General features: G+C 60.8%; 23 protein-coding genes. 7 read left to right on the top strand and 16 right to left on the bottom strand.

The annotated features are described in order from the left end of the window. Nucleotides 1-103 precede the first annotated feature (103 nt). A complete protein-coding gene (locus ACJ8HH_RS22875) occupies nucleotides 104-688 on the bottom strand; it encodes a DUF1454 family protein (RefSeq protein WP_047729614.1) in 585 nt (194 codons plus the stop codon). A gap of 199 nt (nucleotides 689-887) precedes the next feature. On the opposite strand from ACJ8HH_RS22875, the gene ACJ8HH_RS22870 reads away from it, so the two are divergent. Beyond that, the gene (locus ACJ8HH_RS22870; protein WP_019452229.1) at nucleotides 888-1,307 is read left to right on the top strand and encodes a DUF805 domain-containing protein; all 420 of its coding nucleotides are present in this window, start codon (nucleotides 888-890) and stop codon (nucleotides 1,305-1,307) included. An 11-nt stretch (nucleotides 1,308-1,318) separates the two neighbouring features. Here ACJ8HH_RS22870 and fpr read toward each other — a convergent pair whose 3' ends face one another. Continuing rightward, nucleotides 1,319-2,065 (bottom strand): ferredoxin--NADP(+) reductase, encoded by a 747-nt coding sequence (gene fpr, locus ACJ8HH_RS22865; protein WP_047729616.1) that lies wholly within the window; start codon nucleotides 2,063-2,065, stop codon nucleotides 1,319-1,321. A 3-nt stretch (nucleotides 2,066-2,068) separates the two neighbouring features. Continuing rightward, entirely contained in the window at nucleotides 2,069-2,680 is a 612-nt protein-coding gene (locus ACJ8HH_RS22860; protein WP_197766323.1) for an HTH domain-containing protein, read from the bottom strand. Nucleotides 2,681-2,977: 297 nt separating this feature from the next. On the opposite strand from ACJ8HH_RS22860, the gene emrD reads away from it, so the two are divergent. Beyond that, nucleotides 2,978-4,162 (top strand): multidrug efflux MFS transporter EmrD, encoded by a 1,185-nt coding sequence (gene emrD / locus ACJ8HH_RS22855; RefSeq protein ID WP_004931102.1) that lies wholly within the window; start codon nucleotides 2,978-2,980, stop codon nucleotides 4,160-4,162. Between the two features lie 194 nt (nucleotides 4,163-4,356). Here the strand turns inward: emrD and glpX are convergent, their stop codons facing one another. The 3 genes from glpX to ACJ8HH_RS22840 form a co-directional block, all read right to left on the bottom strand. Continuing rightward, nucleotides 4,357-5,367, bottom strand: a complete 1,011-nt coding sequence (gene glpX, locus ACJ8HH_RS22850) for a class II fructose-bisphosphatase (RefSeq protein ID WP_033636438.1) — start codon at nucleotides 5,365-5,367, stop codon at nucleotides 4,357-4,359. Between the two features lie 128 nt (nucleotides 5,368-5,495). Next, on the bottom strand, nucleotides 5,496-7,004 hold the full coding sequence (gene glpK, locus ACJ8HH_RS22845; protein WP_033649890.1) for a glycerol kinase GlpK: 1,509 nt from the start codon (nucleotides 7,002-7,004) through the stop codon (nucleotides 5,496-5,498). A 42-nt stretch (nucleotides 7,005-7,046) separates the two neighbouring features. Then, complete coding sequence (locus ACJ8HH_RS22840; protein ID WP_197766322.1) at nucleotides 7,047-7,892, bottom strand: MIP family channel protein; 846 nt, start codon at nucleotides 7,890-7,892, stop codon at nucleotides 7,047-7,049. Nucleotides 7,893-8,416: 524 nt separating this feature from the next. On the opposite strand from ACJ8HH_RS22840, the gene zapB reads away from it, so the two are divergent. Continuing rightward, nucleotides 8,417-8,656, top strand: a complete 240-nt coding sequence (zapB, locus tag ACJ8HH_RS22835) for a septal ring assembly protein ZapB (protein ID WP_004931092.1) — start codon at nucleotides 8,417-8,419, stop codon at nucleotides 8,654-8,656. Between the two features lie 60 nt (nucleotides 8,657-8,716). Here zapB and rraA read toward each other — a convergent pair whose 3' ends face one another. From rraA to priA, 7 genes are all read right to left on the bottom strand, one after another. Beyond that, a complete protein-coding gene (gene rraA / locus ACJ8HH_RS22830) occupies nucleotides 8,717-9,202 on the bottom strand; it encodes a ribonuclease E activity regulator RraA (protein ID WP_004931090.1) in 486 nt (161 codons plus the stop codon). A 75-nt stretch (nucleotides 9,203-9,277) separates the two neighbouring features. Next, nucleotides 9,278-10,195, bottom strand: a complete 918-nt coding sequence (locus tag ACJ8HH_RS22825) for a 1,4-dihydroxy-2-naphthoate polyprenyltransferase (protein WP_033636436.1) — start codon at nucleotides 10,193-10,195, stop codon at nucleotides 9,278-9,280. 96 nt (nucleotides 10,196-10,291) lie between these two features. Continuing rightward, a complete protein-coding gene (gene hslU, locus ACJ8HH_RS22820) occupies nucleotides 10,292-11,626 on the bottom strand; it encodes an HslU--HslV peptidase ATPase subunit (RefSeq protein ID WP_060423742.1) in 1,335 nt (444 codons plus the stop codon). 12 nt (nucleotides 11,627-11,638) lie between these two features. Next, nucleotides 11,639-12,169 carry an ATP-dependent protease subunit HslV gene (gene hslV, locus ACJ8HH_RS22815; protein WP_033649891.1) on the bottom strand — a complete coding sequence of 177 codons (531 nt, stop codon included), beginning with the start codon at nucleotides 12,167-12,169 and terminating at the stop codon, nucleotides 11,639-11,641. Nucleotides 12,170-12,271: 102 nt separating this feature from the next. After that, the gene (ftsN, locus tag ACJ8HH_RS22810) at nucleotides 12,272-13,207 is read right to left on the bottom strand and encodes a cell division protein FtsN (protein ID WP_033654538.1); all 936 of its coding nucleotides are present in this window, start codon (nucleotides 13,205-13,207) and stop codon (nucleotides 12,272-12,274) included. Nucleotides 13,208-13,272: 65 nt separating this feature from the next. After that, nucleotides 13,273-14,301: a DNA-binding transcriptional regulator CytR gene (cytR, locus tag ACJ8HH_RS22805; protein ID WP_004931082.1), complete on the bottom strand. Its 1,029-nt coding sequence runs from the start codon at nucleotides 14,299-14,301 to the stop codon at nucleotides 13,273-13,275. Nucleotides 14,302-14,592: 291 nt separating this feature from the next. Continuing rightward, nucleotides 14,593-16,788, bottom strand: a complete 2,196-nt coding sequence (gene priA / locus ACJ8HH_RS22800) for a primosomal protein N' (protein ID WP_197766321.1) — start codon at nucleotides 16,786-16,788, stop codon at nucleotides 14,593-14,595. Nucleotides 16,789-16,987: 199 nt separating this feature from the next. On the opposite strand from priA, the gene rpmE reads away from it, so the two are divergent. Beyond that, a complete protein-coding gene (gene rpmE / locus ACJ8HH_RS22795) occupies nucleotides 16,988-17,203 on the top strand; it encodes a 50S ribosomal protein L31 (RefSeq protein WP_004931078.1) in 216 nt (71 codons plus the stop codon). Nucleotides 17,204-17,280: 77 nt separating this feature from the next. Here rpmE and metJ read toward each other — a convergent pair whose 3' ends face one another. Continuing rightward, entirely contained in the window at nucleotides 17,281-17,598 is a 318-nt protein-coding gene (metJ, locus tag ACJ8HH_RS22790) for a met regulon transcriptional regulator MetJ (protein WP_006317756.1), read from the bottom strand. 304 nt (nucleotides 17,599-17,902) lie between these two features. Here metJ and metB point away from each other — a divergent pair, with 304 nt between their 5' ends. From metB to metF, 3 genes are all read left to right on the top strand, one after another. Then, nucleotides 17,903-19,063, top strand: coding sequence for a cystathionine gamma-synthase (metB, locus tag ACJ8HH_RS22785; protein WP_033645215.1), 1,161 nt, complete (start codon nucleotides 17,903-17,905; stop codon nucleotides 19,061-19,063). A gap of 2 nt (nucleotides 19,064-19,065) precedes the next feature. Beyond that, entirely contained in the window at nucleotides 19,066-21,501 is a 2,436-nt protein-coding gene (locus ACJ8HH_RS22780; protein WP_060452108.1) for a bifunctional aspartate kinase/homoserine dehydrogenase II, read from the top strand. A gap of 226 nt (nucleotides 21,502-21,727) precedes the next feature. Beyond that, a complete protein-coding gene (metF, locus tag ACJ8HH_RS22775; protein ID WP_033649895.1) occupies nucleotides 21,728-22,624 on the top strand; it encodes a methylenetetrahydrofolate reductase in 897 nt (298 codons plus the stop codon). A gap of 109 nt (nucleotides 22,625-22,733) precedes the next feature. Here metF and ppc read toward each other — a convergent pair whose 3' ends face one another. Then, nucleotides 22,734-25,370 (bottom strand): phosphoenolpyruvate carboxylase, encoded by a 2,637-nt coding sequence (gene ppc, locus ACJ8HH_RS22770; protein ID WP_033638623.1) that lies wholly within the window; start codon nucleotides 25,368-25,370, stop codon nucleotides 22,734-22,736. Nucleotides 25,371-25,627: 257 nt separating this feature from the next. After that, nucleotides 25,628-26,773 (bottom strand): acetylornithine deacetylase, encoded by a 1,146-nt coding sequence (gene argE, locus ACJ8HH_RS22765; protein WP_033649896.1) that lies wholly within the window; start codon nucleotides 26,771-26,773, stop codon nucleotides 25,628-25,630. Nucleotides 26,774-26,862 lie beyond the last annotated feature (89 nt).

The following is a 26,862-nucleotide window of genomic DNA, read 5'->3' as shown; positions in this document are numbered from 1 at the left end:
CGAGAGTCGAAATGACAACTGCCGGACCGGCAGTTTACCTGCCCAACAGTATAGAGATCATTAAGCGCGAAGGCTTTGCTTTTCGTCATTAAATGCCGCGCCGTTACGGCTCGGAAAGCGCCAGCTTAATCGGTTCAACCGCGAAGGTTACGCCTTTATCGCCGTTGTCCGAGACGACATAGCGAATGGCGCCGACCTGCTGTTGGTAAAAGCGCGACCCTTTGCCTTTTTCCAGCAGGCTGTTCACCTTGTTCTGGCTCTGTTCCACCGTCAACGCCGGTTCGAACTGGCGCATCAGCGCCGCCATGTAGCTGATGGCGATGGCGCGCGCGGCTTTTTCTTCATTGGCCTGCTGCAGCGGCAGGTGAGTGATCTGCAACGTTTTGATTTTACCGGTGCCTTTCTCCAGCGCGGTGGAGGCGTACAGGTTTTCGTTGAGTTTGCTGGCGGCGCGCGTCAGCAGCGGCGAATCGTCTTCGGCGGCGGGAATGGCGCGGAATTCGCCAATCGGCAGCTTCGGGTTATCGCGGTTGTATTTTTCGCGGAATTTGACCACCGTCAGATCGAACGTCGGTGCCCCGGCCAGCAGGTAAGGTGCGGCGGGCGTCGCATCGGCGGGCGGCGGATCGGCCCAGGCGCTGGCGGCCACCTGAAGCAGGCAGGCGATGACGAGGGTTTTTCTCAGCATGGCGTATGGCATCAAGGACAAAGATGGCTCCGATTAAAGCGATAACCCGCGGGGCTTGTCAAAGATCCCACGCCATTATCGGTTCGCTGACGAGAAAGCTGTGCGGCGCACCGCGTTATGCGAGGCGGAAAACTCGGCCCGGCAGCGCCTATGTTACACTGCGGCGCAGAATATGGGCAGGCTTAGAGCGCAGGAATCGATGACGTTACAACAGTGGTGTTTTTCTTTTAAGGGCCGCATCGGGCGGCGCGACTTCTGGATTTGGATGGGGCTGTGGTTGGTGCTGATGGCGGCGGCGTTTACGCTGGCCAATTATCAGCTGGTCGCCATCCAATCCATCGCCTTCTTTATCGTGGCGCTGCTGTGGCCGACGGCGGCGGTGCTGGTCAAGCGCCTGCACGATCGCAACAAGGCCGGCTGGTGGGCGCTGCTGCTGATCCTGGCGTGGATGCTGGCGGCGGGGAACTGGCAGATGCTGGCGCCGATCTGGCAATGGGGCGTTGGGCGTTTCATTCCGACGCTGATTATCGTGATGATGATGATCGATCTGGGTGCCTTCGTCGGCACGCCGGGAGATAACCGGTTTGGCCCGGAAGCCGAACCGGTGAAGTTCCGCTGATCCTCGCCGGGTTACCAGTAGTGTTCGCTGGTGATGTGGCCCGGCTTGCGGCGCAGGTGCTTGCGCATCTGGCGGTGGTCTTTCAGCGTTTGCTGGGTGTCCCGCACCATTTGCGGGTTGCCGCACAGCATCACGTGGCTGGTTTCGGCGTCGATAGTCAAACCGATCGCCGCTTCCAGCCGGCCGTCCTCGATCAGCGCCGGTACGCGGCCGGTCAATGAGCCGGGCGCCTCTTCGCGGCTGACGACGGTCTGGATGCGCAGCTTGCCGTTGTAGCGTTGCTGCAGTTGCTGCATCAGCGGCAGGTAGCTCAGGTCACGCGCAAAGCGCGCGGCGTGCACCAGCACCAGGTTGTTGAAGCGCTCCAGGCCGGCGCCCTGCTGCAGAATCGATAAATAGGGGCCGATGGCGGTGCCGGTCGCCAGCATCCACAGCGTATCGCAGTCGGGCACCTCGTCCAGCACGAAGAAGCCGGCCGCTTCTTTGGTTACCATCACGTCCGAGCCCGGCTGCAGCTGACTGAGGCGCGGGCTCAGCTTGCCTTCCGGCACGGTGACCAGATAGAACTCCAGATTGGCGTCGTCGGGGGCATTGACGTAGGAGTAGGCACGTTGCACCCGTTCGCCGTCGATCTCCAGCGCCAGCTTGGCAAATTGCCCGGCGGTGAAAGGATCGATGGGGGCATTGACCACCAGGCTGAACAGCCCGTCGGTCCATTGTTTTACCTGCGTAACCTTGCCGTTTACCCATTCAGCCATACTCTAAAGCTCCCGTGGTCGAATCAAATAAGCACAATGTCGTGAGCCGGAAATGGCGTGCGCGGTGCGCTCTACCCGGTAGTCGTTGCCGAACAGGCGGTGAAACAGCTGCAGCTCGGAATTGCACAGGCTGCTGCAGCTGGAACCGGCCACGCCGATCGGGCAGTGGTTTTCCACCAACAGCGTGCCGTGCGGGTGGTCGAACAATTCGGCCATGTAACCGTCGTGTTGCCGCAGGCGCACCAGGCGGGCTAACCGGTCCTGATGGCTGCGCTCGGCGGACAGCGCTTCGGCATAACGCAGATAAAGCTGCTCTTCGCGCGCGTTGAGCAACGGCTCCACCCCGGCGCCGCCAAACAGCTGCAGCGCGGATGCCCGCAGCCGCTCCTGATCGGCGGCGGCAAAGGCGTGCCCTCGCTCGGTCAGCGACCAGTAGCGCGTCGGGCGGCCGACCTTGCTGCGCGCTTCTTCGTAACAAACCAACTCACGTTTTTCCAGGGATTGCAGATGTTGTCGGATGCCCATCGGCGTAATGTCCAGACGCTCCGCCAGCATTTTGGCCGAGTGCGGGCCGAGAGCCTTTAACTGCAATAAAATCAGCTCAGGTGTTTTCATGAACCAAATCCCTATGGTGTTATTTTATTTCAAGTTGATGAAAAGAATTATCGATTAAATGCTAAAGCGCGGCTACTGCAAGGGCGCTATTTTTAACTCCAAAGCGTTAGACGTACAGTTTAATTTACGAGCCTGGTCGGGTTTGCTGCCAGTGTGACCTGGATCAATATCTGCCTGAAACTCGCTAAAAAAATCAGATTTGATTAGTTTATGCCGCCATAGAGGGCTGCTCGCCGTTCTGGCTGCTGCAACGGCCATACCGGGACGCTGTGACGAGTTGAAACGTTAACGAAGATAATGAGAAAACTAGAGAATTTTCACCTGCTGGTGATGCTTATCCTGTTGGTCGCCGTCGGCCAGATGGCGCAAACCATTTATGTTCCCGTGATTGCTGATATCGCCCACGATCTGTCGGTTCGCACCGGCGCCGTGCAACGGGTGATGGCGGCGTATCTGCTGACCTACGGTTTCTCCCAGCTGATTTACGGTCCGATATCGGACCGTATCGGACGTCGTCCGGTGATCCTGACCGGCATGATGATCTTCCTGGTCGGTGCGCTGGGCGCGCTGCTGTCCACCAACCTGACGATGCTGGTCGCCGCCAGCGCGATTCAGGGCATGGGCACCGGCGTGGCGGGCGTGATGGCGCGCACCATGCCGCGCGATCTGTATGCCGGCACCGCGCTGCGCTACGCCAATAGCCTGTTGAACATGGGGATTCTGGTTAGCCCGCTGCTGGCGCCGGTGATCGGCGGCGCATTGGCAATGGTGTTCGGCTGGCGCGCCTGTTATGCCTTCCTGTTGGCGCTGTGCGCCTGCGTCGCCTTCGCCATGTTTCGCTGGTTGCCGGAGACCCGCCCGGTGCAGACGGAAAAACGCCGCATGCTGGCCAGTTTTCGCCAGCTGCTGGGCGACAGCACCTTCAGCTGCTATCTGGTGATGCTGATCGGCGCGCTGGCGGGGATTGCGGTATTCGAGGCCAGCTGTGGCGTGTTGATGGGCGGCGTATTGGGGCTGAGCGGTCTGACCGTCAGCATCCTGTTCATTCTGCCGATCCCGGCGGCGTTTTTCGGCGCCTGGTACGCCGGGCGCGACGGCAAGACCTTCCACACCCTGATGTGGCATTCGGTGATTAGCTGCCTGCTGGCGGGGGCGATGATGTGGATCCCGGGCTGGTTCGGCGTGATGAACATCTGGACGCTGATCGTGCCGGCCGCGCTGTTCTTCTTCGGCGCCGGCATGCTGTTCCCGCTGGCGACCACCGGGGCGATGGAGCCGTTCCCTTACCTGGCCGGCGCGGCGGGCGCGTTGGTGGGCGGCATGCAGAACATGGGATCGGGGCTCGCGACCTGGCTTTCCGCCATGCTGCCGCAAACCGGGCAGTTCAGCCTCGGATTGCTGATGTTCGCGATGGCGCTGCTGATCCTGCTGTGCTGGTGGCCGCTGTCCAACCGGATGCAACATCAGGGGCATACCGCATAACGACAGGGCGCCATTCGGCGCCCTCATACCGTTGACAAAGGGGAGAAAAAGCGTGGTTTTTCTCCCCTTTGTGGTTATCAGCCGAAAATCAATAAATTGATTTTCCTGGTTTTCTATTCGCTGCTCTCTGCCAACCCGGCAAGGGCATGAGGTTTGTCATCAATCATCAGGGCGCCATTCGGCGCCCTGTTTCGTTACAGCAAAAATTCGTGCAGCGCCGGGTCTTTACGATCCAGATAGTGAGTTGAACGGATGCGGCGGATGGTGCGCGACTTGCCGCGGATCAGCAACGTTTCGGTCGTGGCCATATTGCCCTGGCGGCTGATGCCTTCCAGCAGATCGCCCTTGGTGATGCCGGTGGCGGAGAAGATCACGTTGTCGTTGCGCGCCATCTGATCCAGACGCAGCGCCTGACCGGCTTCGATACCCATCTCCCGGCAGCGCGCCAGCTCCTGTTCGCCGATGCGGCGGTTCTCGGCGCTGTCGCCTTTCACCTCATGGCGCGGCAGCAAACGCGCCTGCATGTCGCCGTCCAGCGCGCGGATCACCGCGGCTGAGATCACCCCTTCCGGCGCGCCGCCGATGCCATACATCACATCGACCTCGCTTTCCGGCATGCAGGTGAGAATGGAGGCCGCCACGTCGCCGTCAGGAATGGCGAACACCCGCACGCCGAGCTGCTGCATCTGCGCGATGACGCCGTCGTGGCGCGGTTTGGCCAAAACGATCACCGTCAGCTGCGACAGCGGTTTGCCCAGCCGGGCGGCGACGTTCTGCAGATTCTCCGCCAGCGGCAGGTTGAGATCGATGGCGCCGCGCGCCGCCGGGCCGACCACCAGCTTCTCCATGTACATGTCCGGCGCGTGCAGGAAGGTGCCGCGATCGCCCACCGCCAATACCGCCAGCGCATTGGACTGGCCCATGGCGGTCATGCGGGTGCCTTCGATCGGATCGACCGCGATGTCGACCGCGTCGCCCTGGCCGGTGCCGACCTGTTCGCCGATATACAGCATCGGCGCTTCGTCGATCTCGCCTTCGCCGATCACGATGCGCCCATCGATATCCACGTTGTTAAGCATGATGCGCATGGCGTGGACCGCCGCGCCGTCGGCGGCGTTCTTGTCGCCGCGTCCCAGCCATTTGTAGCCCGCCAGCGCGGCGGCTTCGGTAACGCGGGAAAATTCGATGGCTAATTCACGTTTCATGGCAAACCTGTCTGTGAGAAAGGGAAGAAAATATCGGCAAAGTCTATCACAGCGCGGCGGCGGCGGGGCGGGGCAAAAAAAAGCGCCGCCCGCAGGCAGCGCTTGTTGGTGAAACGGCAGCTTCGGGATTACTCGTGATCTTCCCACGCCTGAGCGCGCGCCACCGCTTTTTTCCAGCCGCCGTAGCGGTAGTTGCGTTCGGTGGTTTCGATGCTTGGGCGGAATTCGCGTTCAATCACCGCTTTGCTCTTCACTTCGTCCAGATCGTTCCAGTAGCCGATGGCCAGGCCCGCCAGGAACGCGGCACCCAGCGCCGTCGATTCACGCACCTCAGGGCGTTCTACGCGGGTGCCGAGGATATCGGACTGGAACTGCATCAGGAAGTTGTTGGCGACCGCGCCACCGTCCACGCGCAGCGATTGCAGGCGGGTGTTGGCGTCGGCCTGCATGGCGTCCAGCACGTCACGGGTCTGGAAGGCGATGGATTCCAGCGTGGCGCGGATGATGTGGTTGCTGTTGGCGCCACGGGTCAGCCCGAAGATGGCACCGCGGGCGTACGGATCCCAGTAAGGGGCGCCCAGGCCGGTGAAGGCCGGCACCACATAGACGCCGTTGCTGTCTTTCACCTTGGTGGCGAAGTATTCGGAGTCGGCGGCGTCGCTGATCAGTTTCAGCTCGTCGCGCAGCCACTGGATAGACGCACCGCCGATGAACACCGCGCCTTCCAGCGCATAGTTCACTTCGCCGCGCGGGCCGCAGGCGATGGTGGTCAGCAGGCCGTTTTTCGAACGCACCGCTTCTTTGCCGGTGTTCATCAGCAGGAAGCAGCCGGTGCCGTAGGTGTTCTTCGCCATGCCCGGTTGAACGCACAGCTGGCCGTACAGCGCCGCCTGCTGGTCACCGGCGATACCGGCGATAGGAATACGCGTACCGCCCTTACCGCCGATGTTGGTCTGGCCGTACACCTCGGAGGAAGGACGGACTTTCGGCAGCATGGCGCGCGGGATATCCAGCACTTCCAGCATGCGTTCATCCCAGTCCAGCTCGTGGATGTTGAACATCATGGTGCGTGAGGCGTTGGTGTAATCGGTAACGTGTACGCGCCCCTGGGTCATTTTCCACACCAGCCAGGTGTCGACGGTGCCGAACAGCAGTTCGCCGCGCTTGGCGCGCTCGCGGGCGCCTTCGACGTTGTCCAGGATCCACTTCACCTTGGTGCCGGAGAAGTACGGGTCAACCACCAGGCCGGTATTGTGACGGATGTACTCTTCCAGGCCGTCGCGTTTGAGCTTCTCGCAGATGTCGGCGGTGCGGCGGCACTGCCAGACGATGGCGTTGTAAATCGGCTTGCCGGTCTCTTTTTCCCAGACGATGGTGGTTTCGCGCTGGTTGGTGATGCCGATGCCGGCGATCTGATCGGAACTGATGTCGGCTTTCGCCAGCACTTCTACCAGCGTCGAACTTTGCGACGCCCAGATTTCCATCGGGTCGTGCTCAACCCAGCCGGCCTTGGGATAGATCTGCGGGAATTCGCGCTGCGATACCGCAACGATGTTGGCGTCGTGATCGAGCACGACGGCGCGTGAGCTGGTGGTCCCTTGGTCGAGTGCGACAATGTATTTTTTTTCTACAGTCATGGTAATTATCCTGCTGTTGTTAACCGTGTAAAACTGCACCCATCATGCTTTGCGCTGCTGGGTCTTGGCGTCGGGCTCTTCTTCCGTCACGCAGACGTCGCACGGCAGGTGGCGGCCAATCAGCGCGCGGTAACCGAAAGCGCCCAGGGCACAGCCGACGATAGGGGCGAAGATCGGCACCAGGAAGTACGGGATGTCGCGTGCGCCGGTGAAGGCGACTTTGCCCCAGCCGGCCAGGTAGGCGAACAGTTTCGGCCCGAAGTCACGCGCCGGGTTCAACGCAAAGCCGGTCAATGGTCCCATGGAGGCGCCGATCACGGCAATCAGAATACCGATCAGCAGCGGCGCCAGCGGGCCGCGCGGGATGCCGTTGCCGTCGTCGGTCAGCGCCAGGATCAGGCACATCAGAATGGCGGCGATCACCATTTCTACCAGGAAGGCCTGGCCGACGGAGATATGCGCGTTAGGGTAAGTCGAGAAGATGCCGGCCAGCTCGAGGCTTTCGTTGCTGCCGCGCACCATGTGGTGAGCCGCTTCGAAGTCGAAGAACAGGTTGTAGTACAGCCCATAGACCAGGGCGGCGGCGCAGAAGGCACCGGCGATCTGCGCAATGATGTAAGGCACCACTTTGCGCCCGTCGAAGCAGGCGAACAGCCACAGAGCGAGGGTGACCGCGGGGTTGAGATGCGCGCCGGAAATGGCGGCGGTCAGATAGATGGCCATGGCGACGCCCAGGCCCCAAATGATGCTGATTTCCCACTGGCCGAAGCTGGCGCCCGCCAGTTTCAGCGCGGCAACGCAGCCTACGCCAAAGAAGATCAGCAGCGCCGTGCCGAGGAACTCGGCGATGCACTGGCCTTTTAATGTCGGACTGGTGGTTTGGCTCATAATGTTGTTGTCCTGCAAAACGGCGGTTGTTGGTTTATAGGCTCAGTTAGGTATACATCTGACCTATGGGCACAGTTTTTTTCATCTCGTCCAATTATTGAATGAGGACGTGATGTAAATTTATCGTTAACGAACATAAACGAGAAATAGCGAAATCAAAATGTGTGTAGCTCGTCATAAAATTGAGCGATTTCGCGTCGTTTAGTGTTCTTTCTGAGCCATAAAAGTGTGATCTGACCAGTGGTTTGGCGAGGGGCGTTAACAACTCGCGGCGGCGGCGGCGGGGATTTTCAGTTTTTGCTGATGGCGGAGGCAGGAAAATTGCAACAGACTGCGCGATGATCCGGTATGTTGCTAGACAGGCGGAGACTGGCTACTTACAATCGTTTTTAACGAATCGAGACTGGCGCGCCTTCCATAACGGCGCGCGTCACTGAGCGCGATGCAATATTCGCAGTAGCTGCAGCCGACGTTGCGGCCGCTACTTATAGATGTACGCCTTGCTATCATGAGGGGACTGAAGCATGTCATTTGAAGTATTTGAGAAACTGGAAGCAAAAGTACAGCAGGCGATTGATACCATCACCTTGTTGCAGATGGAAATTGAAGAGCTGAAAGACAAAAACAACTCTCTGTCGCAGGAAGTTCAGGCTGCCTCCGGCAACCACGAAGCGCTGGTGCGCGAAAACCAACAGCTGAAAGAAGAACAGCACGTATGGCAAGATCGCCTGCGCGCTCTGCTGGGCAAGATGGAAGAGGTCTGATTCCTCACGCCAGGCAGCAACGAAAAGGGCGCCTGCGGCGCCCTTTTTCATGACCGAAAATCACTCGATGTCGAGCGGGTCTTCGGAGAGGATGATGCCGGTGTTGTCGGCATACAGGTGATCGCCGGAGAAGAAGGTGACGCCACCGAAGTTGACGCGGATATCGCTTTCCCCCACGCCTTCGCTTACCGCGCCCGCCGGGATCGCCGCCATCGCCTGAATGCCGATGTCGAGCTCTTCCAGATCGTCCACCTGACGCACCGCGCCGTACACCACGATGCCTTCCCATTCGTTCTGGGCGGCCAGGCGCGCCAGTTCGGCGTTGATCAGCGCCCGGCGTACCGAACCGCCGCCGTCGACCAACAGCACGCGGCCGCGGCCGTTTTCTTCAAGCAGATCGAACAACAGGCCGTTATCCTCAAAGCATTTCACCGTGGTGATCTGCCCGCCAAATGAAGTACGCCCGCCAAAATTGGAGAACAGAGGTTCAACAACGTTCACCTCTTCATGATAGATGTCGCAAAGTTCGGAAGTATCGTATTTCATAGGATTTTACGTCTGTTTGCCGCTGGAATGTTCAGTATATCCCTTTATTCGCCCTGTTGGCAAAATCATCAGTTTTTAACTGAGCGCCACGCCGATGGCGAACAGCAGGTTGGCCAGCAACGCCGCCTTGACCATGTGCTCCAGCATCGGCCGCATGCCGACCGGCGTCGGATCGCGCAGTACGCGCAGGCCGTGGCGCACCAGCAGCGGGATCGCCAGCACGAACAGCCAGCCCCACGGGCTGTGGAGATTGAACAGCGTAAACAGCGCGAAACACAGCACCGCGCCGCCGAGCAGCAGGGCATGGTAAATGCGCGCCTTGTGCGGGCCGAGACGCACCGCCAGCGTGTTCTTGCCGTTTTCGCGATCGCTCTCGATATCGCGCAGATTGTTGATGTTGAGCACCGCCGTCGCCAGCAGACCGCAGGCGGTGGCCGGCAGCATCACGACGCTGTCGAAGGTGTGCGTTTGCAGATAGTAGGTGCCGGCTACGCTCAGCCAGCCAAAGAATACCAGCACCGAGATGTCGCCCAGCCCCAAATACCCGTAGGGCTTGTTGCCGACGGTATAGGTGATGGCCGCCACGATAGACAGCCCGCCCAGCACCAGGAAGCCCACCACGTCGCTGGGTTGTTCGCAGGCGACGGCGATCAGCGAACAGCCGGCGAGGGCGATCAGCACCACCGTCACCACCAGCGCCCGTTTCATCTGCGCCTGGGTGATCATGCCTTTTTGCATGCCGCGCAATGGCCCGATGCGATCTTCTTTGTCGCTGCCTTTGACGGCATCGCCGTAGTCGTTCGCCAGATTGGAGAGGATCTGCAGCAGGCCGGCAGTCAACAGCGCCAGCAGCGCCACTTCGGGTTTCAGGCTGCCGTGCCAGGCGGCGATTGCCGAACCGACCACGATGGAGGCAAAGGCCAACGGCAGGGTGCGGGGGCGTAGACTTTCCAGCCAGGCGGAGATCGGGGTGGTGGGGGTCGATGAGCTCATGTTTCGCTTCTGTCAGTAAGTTGCGGTGTCCGTTAGAAATAATTGTGGGAGGCAATGCCTCCCACACAGATGACTGACAAGACAAAGATTGAGCGATTATAGGATAAAACGACTCAAATCTTCATCCGCCACCAGTTCATCCAGATGACTGCGCACGTAATCCGCATCAATTGTAATGGATTGGCCATTAATTTCACTCGCCTCGTAGGAAATATCTTCCATCAGACGCTCAAGCACGGTGTGCAGACGACGCGCGCCGATGTTCTCGGTGCTTTCGTTGACCTGCCACGCGGCTTCGGCGATGCGGCGGATGCCGTCGGCGGTGAACTCGATGTTGACGCCTTCGGTGCCCATCAGCGCTTTGTACTGCTCGGTCAGCGACGCGCTCGGCTCGGTCAGGATGCGCTCGAAGTCTTCGGTGGTCAGCGCCTGCAGCTCAACGCGGATCGGCAGACGGCCCTGCAGCTCCGGGATCAGATCTGACGGATTGGCGGTCTGGAACGCGCCGGAAGCGATGAACAGGATGTGGTCGGTCTTCACCATACCGTGCTTGGTCGACACGGTGCAGCCTTCCACCAGCGGCAGCAGATCGCGCTGTACGCCTTCGCGCGAGACGTCCGGGCCGGAGCTTTGGCCGCCGCGCTTACAGATTTTGTCGATCTCGTCGATAAACACGATGCCGTGCTGTTCAACCGCTTCGATCGCCTGCTCTTTCAGCTCTTCCGGGTTCACCAGCTTGGCGGCTTCTTCTTCCACCAGCAGCTTGAAGGCTTCTTTGATCTTCAGCTTGCGCGGTTTTTGCTTCTGGCCGCCGAGGTTCTGGAACATCGACTGCAGCTGGTTGGTCATCTCTTCCATGCCCGGAGGCGCCATGATTTCCACGCCCATCGGCGCGGCGGCCAGATCGATTTCGATCTCTTTGTCATCCAGCTGGCCTTCGCGCAGTTTCTTGCGGAATGCCTGGCGGGCGGCGGACGGTTCCTGATTTTCTTCCGGCTGGCCCCAGTTGTTTTTGGCCGGCGGGATCAGCACGTCGAGAATGCGCTCTTCGGCCAACTCTTCGGCACGGGTGCGGTTTTTCTCGATCGACTGCATGCGCACCATTTTGATGGCGGCATCGGTCAGATCGCGGATGATGGAGTCCACTTCTTTGCCCACATAGCCCACTTCGGTGAACTTGGTGGCTTCAACCTTGATGAACGGCGCGTTGGCCAGCTTCGCCAGACGGCGGGCGATTTCGGTTTTACCGACGCCGGTCGGGCCGATCATCAGAATGTTTTTCGGGGTCACTTCGTGACGCAGCATCTCGTTGAGCTGCATCCGGCGCCAGCGGTTGCGCAGGGCAATGGCGACAGCGCGTTTGGCCTTGTTTTGGCCAATGATATAGCTGTCCAGTTCGCTGACGATCTCGCGCGGGGTCATTTCAGACATGGTATTCGATCCTTACGCTTTGGAAGGCAATTCTTCAATGGTGTGGAAATGGTTGGTGTAAATACAGATGTCGCCGGCGATGTTGAGGGATTTCTCAACGATGTCGCGGGCGCTCAGCTCGGTATTTTCCAACATGGCGCGGGCTGCGGCCTGAGCGTAAGGGCCGCCGGAGCCGATGGCGATCAGATCGTTTTCCGGCTGCACCACATCGCCGTTGCCGGTGATGATCAGCGAAGCGTTTTCATCGGCGACCGCCAGCAGCGCTTCGAGCTTGCGCAGCATGCGGTCGGTGCGCCAGTCTTTCGCCAGCTCGACGGCGGCTTTCACCAGGTGGCCCTGATGCATTTCCAGTTTGCGTTCAAACAGTTCAAACAGCGTGAAGGCGTCAGCGGTGCCACCGGCGAAACCGGCGATCACTTTGTCGTTGTACAGGCGACGCACTTTCTTGACGTTACCCTTCATCACCGTATTACCCAGGGTTGCCTGGCCATCACCACCGATGACGACCTGGCCGTTGCGGCGTACGCTTACAATTGTTGTCACGAGCAGACCCTCGTTAAAGACGGAAAGAAGCCCCCGCAGCGCCTGCTTTCGCAGACGCTACGAGGCATATTGAGAGTATAGATGGGGGGGGATTGACGCTTTTCAACCCCCAACGGAGAGGGGAATGCAACTCGACATGCCGACGCCCTTCAGGCGCGAAAGGGTTTTGTCCGCGGCGGCGCGGCTGCTGTACGGGCCGAGCACCACGCGATTCCAACCGCCGCCGGCGGTGATGCGGCTCTCGATGCCTTCGAACGCCAGGCGCGCACGCACGGATTCAGCCTGATCGGTGGCGCGGAACGAACCGCATTGCACCATCCACTTCTGTTTTGATTCCGGTTTGGTTTCCTGCTTGGCCGTTTCCTGTTTCACTTCCGGTTTGGGCTCCGGTTTCGGTTGCGGCTTCGGCTCAGGCTGTTTCACCTGCACCGGTTGCTGGGTAGTCGGTTTTGGCTGCGGGTGCGGCTGCACCGGCGCGGTGGTGGCCCCGTTGTTGAACGGGTTGCGCGGCGGCTGGCTGACCTGCTGCTGTTGCTGCACCGGCTGCTGCTGCATTTGCTGTTGTTGCATCTGCTGCTGCTGGCGAGTGCTGCGCGCGTTGGCCTGGCCCGGATCGTTATACGGCACTTCGTTCAGCTGCGTCGGGCGCTGCTGCATGTCGGCCTGCATCTGTTCCAGCAGTTGCCGCTGTTCGGCGGTCAGCTGAGTTTTGGAATTGAGCTCGCCGCCGGCCGTCGGTTCGGTCGGGGTTTGCACGCCGATCTGCCGGTTTTCCAGCTCTTTGATATAGCGCCAGCGCTCTTCGGGCTTCGGCGGCAGGCCGTTGCCGGGGCGCGTGGTGTGCGCAGGCAACAACGGCGCGTCTTCCGGCTTGTTGTGCGTAATGAAATAGAGGCCACCGACAAAGACAACCAGCAACGCGGCGGCTAACGCCAGCACGGTTTTGGAAACCTTCGGAGAACTGCGTTTTTTACGGCTGGGGGTTTTACGCTTAGCTCCTGCTGCGCGCCCACGGCTTACATAGTCTTTTTGTGCCACTATTATTCCGCTGTGTCCTGATGAAAGGATAAGTCCGTCATGTTACTGAACCCTAAAATATTTGACTAGCGTTTCGGGGCAGCGGTGCTGCCTCTGATAATCAATTCACTGTCCAACAGCCGGGAGCCGCTGGCCACTGTCTGGCCGTTCAACTGCTCCAACAGCAACAACATCGCCTGCTGGCCGATCTGGAAGCGCGGCTGCGCCACCGTGGTCAGCGGCGGATCGCAATACTGCGCCAGCTTGAGGTCGTCAAAGCCGACGATCGACAGATCCTGCGGCACCCGCAGCCCCATTTTCTTCGCCTGGGACAGCACGCCGATCGCCATGACGTCGCTGTGGCAGAACACCGCCGTCGGCGGTTTCGGCTGTGCCATCAGCGCCGTCAGCGCTTGCGCGCCGGCTTCGTAGGTAAAATCACCCCGGGTAATATAGCTGCTTTCGACGGTAATGCCATTACGACGTAGCGCTTGAACGTAACCCTGCAGCCGATAATGGCTCAGCGGCATCTGTTCCGGCCCGGCGACGCAGGCGATCTGCCGGTGGCCCAATTGATGCAAATAATGCACGGCTTCAAAGGCGGCGGTCAGGTTGTCGATGTGCACCGTCGGCAGTTCCAGCTCGGGAGCGAACTCGTTGGCCATCACCATCGGCGGCAGGTTGCGCTGCTCTTCCTTGCTGGCGTCGAACGGCAGGTTGGAGCCCAGCAGCAGCATGCCGTCGATCTGTTTGGTGATGATCAGATTGACGAAGGTGCGCTCCTGCTGGTTTTGCTGCGCGCAGTCGCCGATCAGCACCAGATAGCCTTGTTGGGCGGCGGTCTGTTCGATCCCCTGGATCACATCGGCGAAAAACGGATCGCAGATGTCGGGCACGATCACCAGGATGGTGCGGGATTCGTTGCGCTTGATATTGCGTGACAGAGCATGAGGAGAATAACCCACGGCCAGGACGGCCTGTTCCACTTTCTGGCGCGTCGGCGTTGACACCTTTTCCGGGTTCATCAGCGCACGCGATACGGTAGCCGTTGAAACGCCCGCCATTTCGGCGACGTCTTTCATGGTCGCCATGGATAACTCTTTCTTGTGTTCCAACGCCTTTCTCCTTGCGTCAGCCCCATGCCGACGCCACTACTGCTGTTTGCTCACAATGTCCGGCATGCGGTGGCGAAATTGTTGTCATTGAGCGCCACTCGCGTTCGGGCACTCCGTCGCGCTGCGATGTGGCGACAAAATTTGCCCTCGCAGACATTCTAAACAGAATACGCCCCGCCTTTGTTACCTAATTTGCATAAAAAATGTGACCTGAGAAGGTTTTTTAGCGTTCGCTCGCAATTTCAAGGGTAAACGTTTGCACTGCGGCAGCTAAATCGGACTTTTCCGGGATCAGCTGTCGATCGGATCGACATCCAGCGTCCATTTCACCTTGCGCGTTTGCGGCAGGGTGCCGATCAGCGGCAGCGAGCTTTTCATCAGCTGTTGCAGGACGCGCCGCGTCGGGTGCTGCAGCAGCAGCTGCCAGCGGAAACGGCCGCCGCGTTTGGACTGCAGCGCCGGCACCGGGCCCATCACCCACAGCGAATCGTCCTTCAGCGGGCTGGCTTCCAGCAGGTTGCGCAGCTGCTGCAGGAACAGCGGGGCCTGCTGGTTGTCGTGATCTTCGGCGCGCACGATGATGTGGCTGGTGTAAGGCGGCAGAAACACGCTGTTGCGCTCCGCCAGCGTCTGTTTGGCGAAGGCGTCGTAACCCTGTTGCAGCAGTACCTGCAGCAGCGGGTGCTCCGGATGGTGGGTTTGCAGCAGCACTTCACCCTGTTTGCCCGCGCGGCCGGCCCGCCCGGAGACCTGGGTATACAGCTGAGCGAAACGCTCGGCGGAGCGGAAGTCGGCGGAGAACAGCGCGCCGTCCACGTCCAGCAACGCCACCAGCGTGACGTCGGGAAAATGGTGGCCCTTGGCCAGCATCTGCGTGCCGATCAGAATGCGCGCTTCGCCGCGATGGATATCCGCCAGGTGCTGCTCCAGCGCCCCTTTGCGGCTGGTGGTGTCGCGATCGATGCGGGTGATCGGCGTGTCGGGGAACAGCGGCGCCAGCTCCTGCTCCAGCTGTTCGGTGCCGACGCCGACCGACACCAGGTGAGTGGAGCCGCACTGTGGGCACTGGTGCGGCACCGGCCGCTGGCTGTCGCAGTGGTGGCAGCGCAGCTGGCGCTGGTGCTGGTGGAAGGTGTAATAGTGATCGCAGCGCTGGCATTCGGCTATCCAGCCGCACTCGTGGCACAGCAGCGCCGGAGCGTAACCGCGGCGGTTGAGGAACAGCATCACCTGATTGCCGGCTTTTAAATGGTGCTGCATGCTCTTCAGCAGCGGCTGCGATAGGCCGACCTTCAGCGGCAGCCCCTTCAGATCGATCAGGTGCTGCGCCGCCGGTTTGGCGTTGCCCGCGCGCTGGGTGAGCTTCAGCTGGCGATATTTACCCAGCTGCACGTTGTGCAGCGTTTCCAATGCCGGGGTCGCGGAGCCCATTACCATCGGGATGTCCTCTTCCCGGGCGCGGAACACCGCCAGATCGCGGGCGTGGTAGCGCCAGCCTTCCTGCTGTTTATAAGAGCTGTCGTGCTCTTCGTCGATGATGATCACGCCCAGCTGACGGAACGGCGTGAACAGCGCCGAACGGGTGCCGATGACGATGGCGGCTTCGCCGCTGCGCGCGCGCAGCCAAACCGCCAGCCGCTCGCTGTCGTTCAGCCCGGAGTGCAGCACGTCTACCGGCGCGTTGAAGCGCTCGCGAAAGCGGGCGATGGTTTGCGGCGTCAGGCCGATTTCCGGCACCAGCACCAGCGCCTGTCGGCCTTTGGCCAGCACGTTTTCCAGCACGCTGAGGTAGACTTCGGTCTTGCCGGAGCCGGTTACCCCGGCCAACAGCCAGGCGGCGAACCGCTCATCCTCGCTTCTGATCGCCCCGACGGCGGTAGCCTGCTCGGTGTTCAGCCGCAGCCGCTCGCCGAGCACCGCGAAGTTGGGGCGCCAGTCGTGCGTATCCGCGACCTGAGCGCGCAGATCGATCAGCCCTTTGGCGCGCAGCGCCTGCAGGGCGCTTTCCGTCAGCTCAAGCTGGCTGACCTGATGGCGATAGACCGGGCGTTGCAGTAGCGCCGCCAGCGCCTGCTGCTGTTTCGGCGCGCGTTTCAGGCTTTCGGGCGGGGTGGCGCGCCCCTCTTCGGTGGCGAACCATTGCCACAGCGGTGCGGCCTCGGCCGGTTTGCCTTGCCGCAGCAGGATCGGCAGCGCATGGAACAGCACTTCGCCGATGGGGTAGTGATAGTAATCGCTGGCCCAGCGCAGGATGCGCCACAGGCTGGGGGAGAACAGCGATTCGGCGTCGATCACGCTGTCGATCGGTTTGAGCTTGTCCAGCGGCAGTTCACTGGTGTCGCTGCAGCCGGTGACGATGCCGATCGCATGCTGCCTGCCCCAGGGCACGCCCACGCGCGCGCCGGCCACCGGCTGCATGCCGGGCGGCAGCAGATAGTCGAAGGTGCGGGCGAGGGGGACCGGCAAGGCAACGTGTACGACGGGCATGATCTCATCCAAATTGAAAAAAGTGGGCATCAGTTTACACGGCGCATCGGCAAATGTACGGTTCCGATTGCGCGCCCCGGCTAATGCTGTATAATTTGCCGCCTTTGGTATAATTCGATACCAAAATTCTATTATCAACCACGTGTGGTGTCTGGCGAAACAGGGCTGGATAGCGACACGGCCTTAACTGAGGTTTCCCATGAAACAAGGTATCCACCCAAAATACGAAGAAGTTACTGCTAACTGCTCTTGCGGTAACGTGATGAAGATCCGCTCCACCGTGGGCCACGATCTGAACCTGGACGTTTGTGGCGCATGCCACCCGTTCTACACTGGCAAGCAGCGTGACGTTGCTACCGGTGGCCGCGTTGACCGCTTCAACAAGCGTTTCAGCGTACCAGGCGCTAAGAAATAAGATTTCTTATCGTCCGATGAAAAAGGCGCCTTTGGCGCCTTTTTTCGTTTCTGCCGCCGGCGTTCGCCGGGCGGTTCTCAATATTCCCAGGTATCGGGATCGACACCCAGTTCGCGCATCAACACTTTCGCGGCTTCCGGGATTTCATCGCTGCGCTCTTTGCGCAGGTCTTCATCGTTCGGCAGCGGCTGGCCGGTAAAGGCATGCAGAAACGCTTCGCACAGCAGTTCGCTGTTGGTGGCGTGGCGCAGGTTGTTCACCTGGCGACGGGTCCGTTCGTCGGTGAGGATTTTCAGGACCTTCAGCGGAATGGATACCGTGATCTTTTTGACTTGCTCGCTTTTTTTACCGTGTTCAGCGTAAGGGCTGACATACTCGCCGTTCCACTCAGCCATGGGACACCTTAACTTTGTCAGAAAAATTACAAAATTCTAAAAACCGGCCAATTATGCCCGATCTTCACTGTTCTCACTAAATAAATGTCAATTTTACGCGACCAGGGTCACTGAATGCCCCGCCTCGGCCGGGCATTGCGGCTTAACATCTTATCGTCATGTCATATCGGCATAATTTTAGCGGGTATTGTGCCATTGCTCAATCTATACGCAGAGAAGTTTAGATGTCCAGATGTATTGACGTCTATCAATCCTACGATTACTCTTTAGGCCTCATTCACCGAACCGAGAGCCGAGCGAGCCCATGACGCGTAAACCAGCCACGATTGCCGTACGCAGCGGCCTGAACGACGACGAACAGTACGGCTGCGTTGTCCCGCCGATTCATCTGTCCAGCACCTATAACTTTACCGACTTCAACCAACCCCGAGCCCATGATTACTCGCGCCGCGGCAACCCGACGCGCGACGTGGTGCAACGCGCGTTGGCGGAGCTGGAAGGCGGCGCCGGCGCGGTGATGACCGGCAGCGGGATGTCGGCGATCCATCTGGTGACCACCGTGCTGCTGAAGCCTGGCGATCTGCTGGTGGCGCCGCACGACTGCTACGGCGGCAGCTATCGGTTATTCGACAGCCTGAGCAAACGCGGTGCCTATCGCGTGCTGTTTGTCGATCAGGGTAATGAAGCCGCCCTGCAACAGGCGCTGGCGCAAAAGCCGAAGCTGGTGCTGATCGAAAGCCCCAGCAACCCGCTGCTGCGGGTGGTGGACATCGCGGCGATCTGCGCCGCCGCGCACGCGGCGGGCGCGTTGACGGTGGTGGACAACACCTTCCTCAGCCCGGCCCTGCAACAGCCGATCGAACTCGGTGCCGATCTGGTGGTCCATTCGTGCACCAAATACCTGAACGGGCATTCGGACGTGGTGGCCGGGGCGGTGATCGCCAAAGATCCCGAGCTGGCGGTCGAGCTGGCCTGGTGGGCGAACAATATCGGCGTGACCGGCGGCGCGTTCGACAGCTATCTGCTGCTGCGCGGCATGCGCACGCTGTCGCCGCGCATCAAGGCGGCGCAGCAAAACGCTGAAGCGATTGTTGACTATTTACAGCAGCAACCGTTGGTGAAAAAGCTGTATCATCCCTCCCTGCCGGAGAATCCGGGGCATGAGATCGCCCGCCGGCAGCAGCGCGGTTTCGGCGCGATGCTGAGTTTTGAACTGGACGGCGATGAAGCGGTGCTGCGCCGTTTTCTCTCTGCCCTTGAGCTGTTTACTCTGGCAGAATCGTTGGGCGGCGTAGAAAGCCTGATCTCGCATGCAGCGACCATGACCCACGCCGGCATGGCGGCGGAGGCGCGGGCAGCGGCCGGCATCTCCGAGAGCCTGCTGCGCATTTCCGTGGGTATTGAAGACAGTGAAGATTTGATTGCCGATCTGGAACGCGCTTTCCAGGCGGCGGCAACGAGGTAAGCATGAATGCAATTGCTGTAGCAGGGCCGGTGAGTGGGCGTCAACTGCACAAGTTTGGCGGCAGCAGTCTGGCGGATGTGAAGTGTTATCTGCGTGTGGCCGGGATTATGGCGGAATACAGCCAGCCGGGCGACATGATGGTGGTATCGGCCGCCGGCAGCACCACCAACCAGTTGATCAACTGGCTGAAGCTCAGCCAGAGCGATCGCCTGTCTGCGCACCAGGTGCAGCAGACGTTGCGTCGTTATCACAGCGATCTTATCAGCGGCCTGCTGCCGCCGGAAAGCGCCGAGCCGCTGATCGCCGAGTTCATTCAGGATCTGGAACGTCTGGCGGTGCTGCTGGACGGCAAAGTCGACGAGGTGTGCTATGCCGAAGTGGTCGGGCACGGCGAGATCTGGTCGGCGCGCCTGATGGCGGCGGTGCTCAACCACCTGGATATGCAGGCGGCCTGGCTGGATGCGCGTGATTTCCTGCGCGCCGAGCGCGCCGCGCAGCCGCAGGTGGATGAAGGCCGTTCTTATCCGCTGCTGCAGCAATTGTTGGCTCAACATCCGGGCAAACGCCTGGTGGTGACCGGCTTCATTTCGCGCAACGACGCCGGGGAAACCGTGCTGTTGGGGCGTAACGGCAGCGACTACTCCGCCACTCAGGTCGGCGCGTTGGCCGGCGCGGCGCGCGTCACTATCTGGAGCGACGTGGCCGGGGTTTACAGCGCCGACCCGCGCAAGGTGAAAGACGCCTGCCTGCTGCCGCTGCTGCGCCTGGACGAAGCCAGCGAGCTGGCGCGCCTGGCGGCACCGGTGTTGCATACCCGCACCCTGCAGCCGGTCTCCGGCAGCGATATCGATCTTCAGCTGCGCTGCAGCTACCAGCCGGAGCAGGGCTCGACGCGCATCGAGCGCGTATTGGCGTCCGGCACCGGCGCCAAGATTGTCACCAGCCACGATGACGTGTGCCTGATTGAGCTGCACGTCGCCGCTCAGCATGACTTCAAACTGGCGCAGAAAGAGTTGGATCTGGTGCTCAAGCGCACGCAGATCAAACCGTTGGCGGTGGGCATCCATCCTGACCGCAATCGGGTGCAGCTGTGCTATACCTCCGAGGTGGTCAACAGCGCGCTGGCGATCCTGCAGGCCTCGGCGCTGCCGGGTGAACTGCACCTGCGCGAAGGGTTGGCGCTGGTGGCGATGGTCGGCGCCGGGGTGTGCAAGAACCCGCTGCACAGCCACCGTTTCTATCAGCAGCTGAAAGATCAGCCGGTCGAATTTATCTGGCAGGCGGAAGATGGCATCAGCCTGGTGGCGGTATTACGTCAGGGGCCGACCGCGCTGCTGATTCAGGGGCTGCACCAAAGCTTGTTCCGCGCCGAGAAGCGCATCGGTCTGGTGCTGTTCGGCAAGGGCAACATTGGGTCGCGCTGGCTGGAGCTGTTTGCCCGCGAGCAGACCAATATTTCCGCGCGCAGCGGCTTCGAATTTATCCTGGCGGGGGTGGTGGACAGCCGCCGCAGCCTGCTGAACTACGAAGGGCTGGACGCCAGCCGCGCATTGGCGTTCTTTGAGGACGAGGCGCAGGCGCTCGACGAAGAGTCGCTGTTCCTGTGGATGCGCGCGCACCCGTTCGACGATCTGGTGGTGCTCGACGTGACCGCCAGCGAAGAGCTGGCCGGGCAGTATCTGGATTTCGCCAGCTACGGTTTCCACGTGATCAGCGCCAACAAGCTGGCGGGAGCCTCGTGCAGCGATACCTATCGCCAAATCCGCGACGCCTTCGCCAAAACCGGCCGCCACTGGCTGTACAACGCCACCGTCGGCGCCGGTCTGCCGGTCAACCACACGGTGCGCGATCTGCGCGACAGCGGCGACAGCATTTTGGCGATCAGCGGCATTTTCTCCGGCACGCTTTCCTGGCTGTTCCTGCAGTATGACGGCACGGTGCCGTTCACCGAGCTGGTGGATCAGGCCTGGCAGCAGGGGCTGACCGAACCGGATCCGCGGGTCGATCTCTCCGGCCAGGACGTGATGCGCAAGTTGGTGATCCTGGCGCGCGAAGCGGGCTACGACATCGAACCTAACCAGGTGCGGGTCGAGTCGCTGGTGCCGGCGGGCTGCGAGCAGGGCTCCGTCGATCAGTTCTTCGAGAACGGCGAGGCGCTGAACCAGCAGATGCAGCAGCGTTTTGAGGCCGCCAGCGAAATGGGCCTGGTGCTGCGTCACGTGGCGCGTTTCGACGCCAACGGCAAGGCGCGGGTCGGCGTGGAGGCGGTGCGTCCTGAGCATCCGCTGGCCTCGTTGCTGCCGTGCGACAACGTGTTCGCCATCGAAAGCCGCTGGTATCGCGATAATCCGCTGGTGATCCGCGGGCCGGGCGCCGGCCGCGACGTGACCGCCGGAGCGATCCAGTCAGACCTTAACCGGTTGGCGCAGCTGCTTTAATCCTCTGCGGGCGCGGGTTCACCGCGCCCCTTCGCTTTTCCTGCCATACTTATCCCTGCCGCCGTCATGAAATTCCCTCGTTGAGCGGGTGAAGATTAATCATCTTATTCCCCTCATTTTCCTGTTGACTCTTTAGCCAACATGCGGCATTTTCTATCTAGACGTCTAAACGTATAGACGCTCATCAGGATGAAAAAAACAGTGATTGATAAGAGGTGAGCAGGGTATGAGCTTTTTCCACGCAAACCAGCGGGAAGCGCTGAATCAGAGTCTGGCGGAGTTGAACGGCCAGATTAACGTATCATTCGAGTTCTTCCCGCCGCGCACCAGCGAGATGGAAGAGACCCTGTGGCAGTCGATCGATCGTCTGAGCATCCTCAAACCCAAATTCGTTTCCGTCACCTACGGCGCCAACTCCGGCGAGCGCGATCGCACCCACAGCATCATCAAGGGGATCAAGGAGCGCACCGGCCTGGAGGCGGCGCCGCACCTGACCTGCATCGACGCCAGCCCGGCGCAGCTGCGCGACATCGCGGCCGATTATTGGAACAGCGGCATTCGCCATATCGTGGCGCTGCGCGGCGATCTGCCGCCGGGCGGCGGCAAGCCGGACATGTACGCGACCGATCTGGTGGCGCTGCTGAAAGACGTGGGCGACTTCGACATTTCCGTCGCCGCCTACCCGGAAGTGCACCCGGAGGCGAAGAGCGCCCAGGCCGATTTAATCAACCTGAAGCGCAAGATCGACGCCGGCGCCAGCCGCGCCATCACCCAGTTCTTCTTCGACGTTGAGAGCTACCTGCGCTTCCGCGACCGCTGCGTCACCGCCGGTATCGACGTGGAAATCGTGCCGGGCATTCTGCCGGTGTCCAACTTCAAGCAGCTGCAGCGCTTCGCCACCATGACCAACGTGCGGGTGCCAAGCTGGATGACCAGCATGTTCGAAGGGCTGGACGACGATGCGGAGACCCGCAAAATGGTCGGCGCCAACATCGCCATGGACATGGTGAAGATCCTCAGCCGCGAAGGGGTGAAAGATTTCCACTTCTATACGCTGAACCGCGCCGAGATGAGCTACGCCATCTGCCACACGCTGGGCGTGCGCCCGGTGGCAGCCGCCTGACAGGCCTGTTCCATTGAAAAAGGGCGTCGCTTACCGCGGCGCCCTTTTTTTGTGGGGAAGACAAGACATAAAAAAACGGCCCCGATAAACGGGGCAGCGATGAGGCTCACTAGCCGGTGTTGCGCATCCCGGCGGCGACGCCGGCGATGGTGACCATCAGCGCCTGCTCGACGCGGGCGTCCGGCTGCTCCTGCTGGCGCGAACGGTGCAGCAGCTCGGCCTGCAAGACGTTCAGCGGGTCGGTATAAACGTTGCGCAGCGCGATGGATTCGGCGATCCACGGCAGGTCTTCCATCAGGTGCGCATCGTTGGCGATGGTCAGCACCACCTTGATGTCGCTTTCCAGCTGATCGCGCAGCTGTTGGCCCAGCGGCCACAGCGATTTATCCACCAGGCGCTGATCGTAGTATTCCGCCAGCCACAGGTCGGCCTTGGCGAACACCATTTCCAGCATGGCGATGCGGGTGGAGAAGAACGGCCAGTCGCGACACATCGCCTCCAGCTCCGCCTGCTTGCCGGCTTTCACCGCTTCCTGCAATCCGGCGCCGGCGCCGAGCCAGGCCGGCAGCATCAGGCGGTTCTGCGTCCAGGCGAAGATCCACGGAATGGCGCGCAGGCTTTCCACGCCGCCGTTCGGCTTGCGTTTGGCCGGGCGTGAGCCCAGCGGCAGTTTACCCAGCTCCAGCTCCGGCGTGGCCGCGCGGAAGTAAGGCACGAAGTCCGGGTTTTCACGCACGTAGCCGCGATACATCCGGCAGGAGGTGTCTGACAGATCGTCCATCAGCGCCCGCCATTCTTTCTTCGGTTCCGGCGGCGGCAGCAGGTTGGCCTCGAGGATCGCGCCGGCATACAACGCCAGGCTGCTGATGGTGACTTCCGGCAGGCCGAACTTGAAGCGGATCATCTCTCCCTGCTCGGTGACGCGCAGGCCGCCCTTCAGGCTGCCCGGCGGCTGCGAGAGCAGCGCCGCATGCGCCGGCGCGCCGCCGCGGCCGATGGAGCCGCCGCGGCCGTGGAACAGCGTCAGCGCCACGCCGGCCTTTTCACAGGTTTTGATCAGCGCGTCCTGCGCGCGGTACTGCGCCCAGGAAGCGGCCATCACACCGGCGTCTTTCGCCGAGTCGGAGTAGCCGATCATCACCATCTGTTTGCCCTGAATAAAGCCGCGATACCAGTCGATGTTCAGCAACTGAGTCATCACGTCGTCGGCGTTGTTCAGATCGTCGAGGGTTTCGAACAGCGGAGCGACCGGCAGCGCGAACGGGCAACCGGCCTCTTTCAGCAGCAGGTGCACCGCCAGCACGTCGGAAGGCGTGCGCGCCATCGAAATCACGTAGGCGGCGATCGAGCCCTGCGGCGCTTCGGCGATCACCCGGCAGGTTTCCAGCACTTCCTGCGTGTCGGCGCTCGGTTGCCATTTCAGCGGCACCAGCGGGCGTTTGGAGTTCAGTTCGCGGATCAGGAACGCCTGTTTATCGGCTTCCGACCAGCTTTCATAGTCGCCCAGCCCCAGGTAGCGGGTCAGCTCGGCGATGGCCTCGGTATGGCGGGTGCTTTCCTGGCGCACGTCGATGCGCACCAGCGGCACGCCGAAGCAGCGCACGCGGCGCAGGGTATCCAGCAGCTGACCGTTGGCGATGATGCCCATGCCGCAGGCCTGCAGCGATTGGTAGCAGGCATACAGCGGCTCCCACAGCTGCTCGTTGTTCACCAGCAGGTCGTGCGGCTTCAGCACGCGTTCGCCCTTCAGGCGGCCTTCCAGATAGGCCTGGGAGCTCATCAGCTGGCTGCGCAGCTGCTTCATGATTTCGCGGTACGGTTCCTGCACCTCGTCACCGCCGGCGCGGGCGCGCAGCTCCGGGGTACATTCGGTCATCGACAGCTCGGAGACCAGCACCTGAATATCGCGGGTGAACAGGTCGCAGGCTTTCCAGCGGCTGAGCAACAGCACATGGCGGGTGATTTCGGCGGTCACGTTCGGGTTGCCATCGCGGTCGCCACCCATCCAGGAGGTGAAGCGCACCGGCACCGCTTCCGCCGGCAGGCTGTAATCGATGGAGTTTTCCAACTGCTCGTTGAACTCGCGCAGGAACGCCGGCACGCCTTCCCACAGGCTGTTTTCCACCACCGCGAAGCCCCATTTGGCTTCGTCGATCGGGGAAGGGCGATGTTTGCGAATTTCATCGGTGTGCCACGACTGGGCCACCAGCTGGCGCAGGCGGCGCATGATCTTGTTGCGCTCGTAGTCGGCCAGATCGTTGTGATCGAGCTGGCTGAGACAGGTGTTGACCTCCACCAGCTTGTGGATCAGGGTGCGGCGGGTGATCTCCGTCGGGTGCGCCGTCAGTACCAGCTCGATGGAAAGTTGCGACACCGCGTGCTGCAGCTCTTTGTCGCTGAGCTTTTTGTCTTTGAGACGGCTGAACAGCTGCGCCAGCGCTTCCGGATTGCTGGCGGCTTCGCCGTTGGGCGAAATGCTGTGGTACTGCTCGGCGACGTTGGTCAGGTTGAGGAACTGGCTGAAGGCGCGCGCCACCGGCAGCAGCTCGTCGTTGGACAGGTTCTGCAGGGTGGAGAGCAGCTCCTGGCGATGCGCTTCGTTGCCGGCGCGTGAAGATTTGGAAAGCTTACGGATGGTCTCAACGCGATCGAGAATATGCTCGCCCAGCGCTTCTTTGATGGTATCGCCGAGCAATTTGCCGAGCATACTGACATTACTGCGCATTGCCGAATATTGTTCGTTCATATAACCCCTGACCCAGTTCTGTATGATTTTTATCTTGTAAATAAATTTCACGCGTCAGGCGCAGACCGCCTGCCTGATCACATCGCGTTCCTGTCCAATCGTCAATTGACACTATTTTTAGCAAAAAAACATCAAAATCGGCGCATTTTCTGAAATTTAATTACGCCGCATCGGTTATCAGCGTGGCTTATTTCGCCGTTTTCTACTTATTTTGAGTTAGGGGAAGCATAGCGCGTTTCCCCTGTTAAATGTCGGGTTTACTGCCGGCAAAAGTGATTGACCAGCTGGCCCAGCAGTTTGCGCGTCGGTTCGATAAACGCGGTGTCGATGTATTCGTCCGGCTGGTGGGCCTGATCGATGGAACCGGGCCCGAGCACCAACGTCGGGCAGACCTGCTGCACGAACGGCGCTTCGGTGCAGTAGTTGACCACCTGCGTGCGGGTGCCCAGCAGCTCCTCGATCACCGCCACCATGCGGTGGTCGGTCGGGCATTCGTAACCCGGCACCGACGCGTGCAGCTCTTCGATGGTCAGACGGCCCGGCCAGCGTTGGCTCACCGGCTCCAATGCCTGATGCATCAGCTCGTTGATGTTGTCTAGCGTCATGCCGGGCAGCGGGCGGATATCCAGGTGCAGCTCGCAGCAGGCGCAGATGCGGTTGGCCGCGTCGCCGCCGCTGATATGGCCGAAGTTCATGGTGGGATAAGGCACGGCGAACGCCGGATTGTTGTAGCGCTCCTGCAGGGTTTTGCGCAGCTCCATCAGGCGACCGATGGATTCGTGCATCAGATCGATGGCGTTGACGCCGCGCGCCGGATCGCTGGAGTGGCCGGACTGGCCGACGATGCGAATGGCGTTGGCCATGTGGCCCTTGTGCGCGCGCACCGGCTGCAGCGAGGTCGGTTCGCCGATGATGGCGAAATCCGGACGAATGGCGGTGGAAGCGGCGAAATAACGCGCGCCGGCCATCGTCGTTTCTTCATCTGCGGTAGCCAGAATGTACAGCGGCTTGGTCAATTTGCTCGCGTCGATGTCGCGCACCGCATCCAGAATAAAGGCGAAGAAGCCTTTCATGTCGGCGGTGCCCAGGCCGTAGAGCTTGTTGTCGTGCTCGGTCAGGGTGAAGGGATCGCGCGTCCAGCGGCCTTCGTCGTAAGGCACCGTATCGGTATGGCCGGCCAGCAGCAGGCCGCCGCTGCCTTCGCCGATGCTGGCCAGCAGGTTGAATTTGTGGCGCGATTCCGGCACCGGCTGCACGTCGACGCGAAAGCCCAGGTCGGCAAACCAGCCGGCCAGCAAGTTGATTAACGCCTCATTGCTCTGATCGAGGCCGGCATCGGTGGCGCTGATCGACTTCGTTGCGATCAACGCCCGGTACAGCTCAATAAATGGAGGTAATTTCATCTTCACTGTTGACAGCCTTTGGTTAGGATAGTATCAATATTCATGCATTTATTTTGAATAAAAATACAGTAAGCCGAAGCGTAAGGGAA

The organism is Serratia sp. CY32780 (assembly GCF_052169135.1).
Classification (GTDB): Bacteria; Pseudomonadota; Gammaproteobacteria; order Enterobacterales; family Enterobacteriaceae; genus Serratia; species Serratia sarumanii.
This window is presented reverse-complemented; position numbering and strand designations above follow the sequence as displayed.

Bases quoted from the DNA above. Each gene is read 5' to 3' on its own strand.
- ACJ8HH_RS22870 (WP_019452229.1), top strand. From the start codon at position 888: ATGACGTTACAACAGTGGTGTTTTTCTTTTAAGGGCCGCATCGGGCGG.
- emrD (WP_004931102.1), top strand. From the start codon at position 2,978: ATGAGAAAACTAGAGAATTTTCACCTGCTGGTGATGCTTATCCTGTTG.
- metJ (WP_006317756.1), bottom strand. From the start codon at position 17,598: ATGGCTGAGTGGAACGGCGAGTATGTCAGCCCTTACGCTGAACACGGT.
- fpr (WP_047729616.1), bottom strand. From the start codon at position 2,065: ATGGCTGAATGGGTAAACGGCAAGGTTACGCAGGTAAAACAATGGACC.
- rpmE (WP_004931078.1), top strand. From the start codon at position 16,988: ATGAAACAAGGTATCCACCCAAAATACGAAGAAGTTACTGCTAACTGC.
- ACJ8HH_RS22825 (WP_033636436.1), bottom strand. From the start codon at position 10,195: ATGAGCTCATCGACCCCCACCACCCCGATCTCCGCCTGGCTGGAAAGT.
- ppc (WP_033638623.1), bottom strand. From the start codon at position 25,370: ATGAACGAACAATATTCGGCAATGCGCAGTAATGTCAGTATGCTCGGC.
- glpK (WP_033649890.1), bottom strand. From the start codon at position 7,004: ATGACTGTAGAAAAAAAATACATTGTCGCACTCGACCAAGGGACCACC.
- hslU (WP_060423742.1), bottom strand. From the start codon at position 11,626: ATGTCTGAAATGACCCCGCGCGAGATCGTCAGCGAACTGGACAGCTAT.
- priA (WP_197766321.1), bottom strand. From the start codon at position 16,788: ATGCCCGTCGTACACGTTGCCTTGCCGGTCCCCCTCGCCCGCACCTTC.
- ACJ8HH_RS22840 (WP_197766322.1), bottom strand. From the start codon at position 7,892: ATGAGCCAAACCACCAGTCCGACATTAAAAGGCCAGTGCATCGCCGAG.
- ACJ8HH_RS22860 (WP_197766323.1), bottom strand. From the start codon at position 2,680: ATGAAAACACCTGAGCTGATTTTATTGCAGTTAAAGGCTCTCGGCCCG.
- argE (WP_033649896.1), bottom strand. From the start codon at position 26,773: ATGAAATTACCTCCATTTATTGAGCTGTACCGGGCGTTGATCGCAACG.
- glpX (WP_033636438.1), bottom strand. From the start codon at position 5,367: ATGAAACGTGAATTAGCCATCGAATTTTCCCGCGTTACCGAAGCCGCC.
- ACJ8HH_RS22875 (WP_047729614.1), bottom strand. From the start codon at position 688: ATGCTGAGAAAAACCCTCGTCATCGCCTGCCTGCTTCAGGTGGCCGCC.
- zapB (WP_004931092.1), top strand. From the start codon at position 8,417: ATGTCATTTGAAGTATTTGAGAAACTGGAAGCAAAAGTACAGCAGGCG.
- ACJ8HH_RS22780 (WP_060452108.1), top strand. From the start codon at position 19,066: ATGAATGCAATTGCTGTAGCAGGGCCGGTGAGTGGGCGTCAACTGCAC.
- metB (WP_033645215.1), top strand. From the start codon at position 17,903: ATGACGCGTAAACCAGCCACGATTGCCGTACGCAGCGGCCTGAACGAC.
- metF (WP_033649895.1), top strand. From the start codon at position 21,728: ATGAGCTTTTTCCACGCAAACCAGCGGGAAGCGCTGAATCAGAGTCTG.
- rraA (WP_004931090.1), bottom strand. From the start codon at position 9,202: ATGAAATACGATACTTCCGAACTTTGCGACATCTATCATGAAGAGGTG.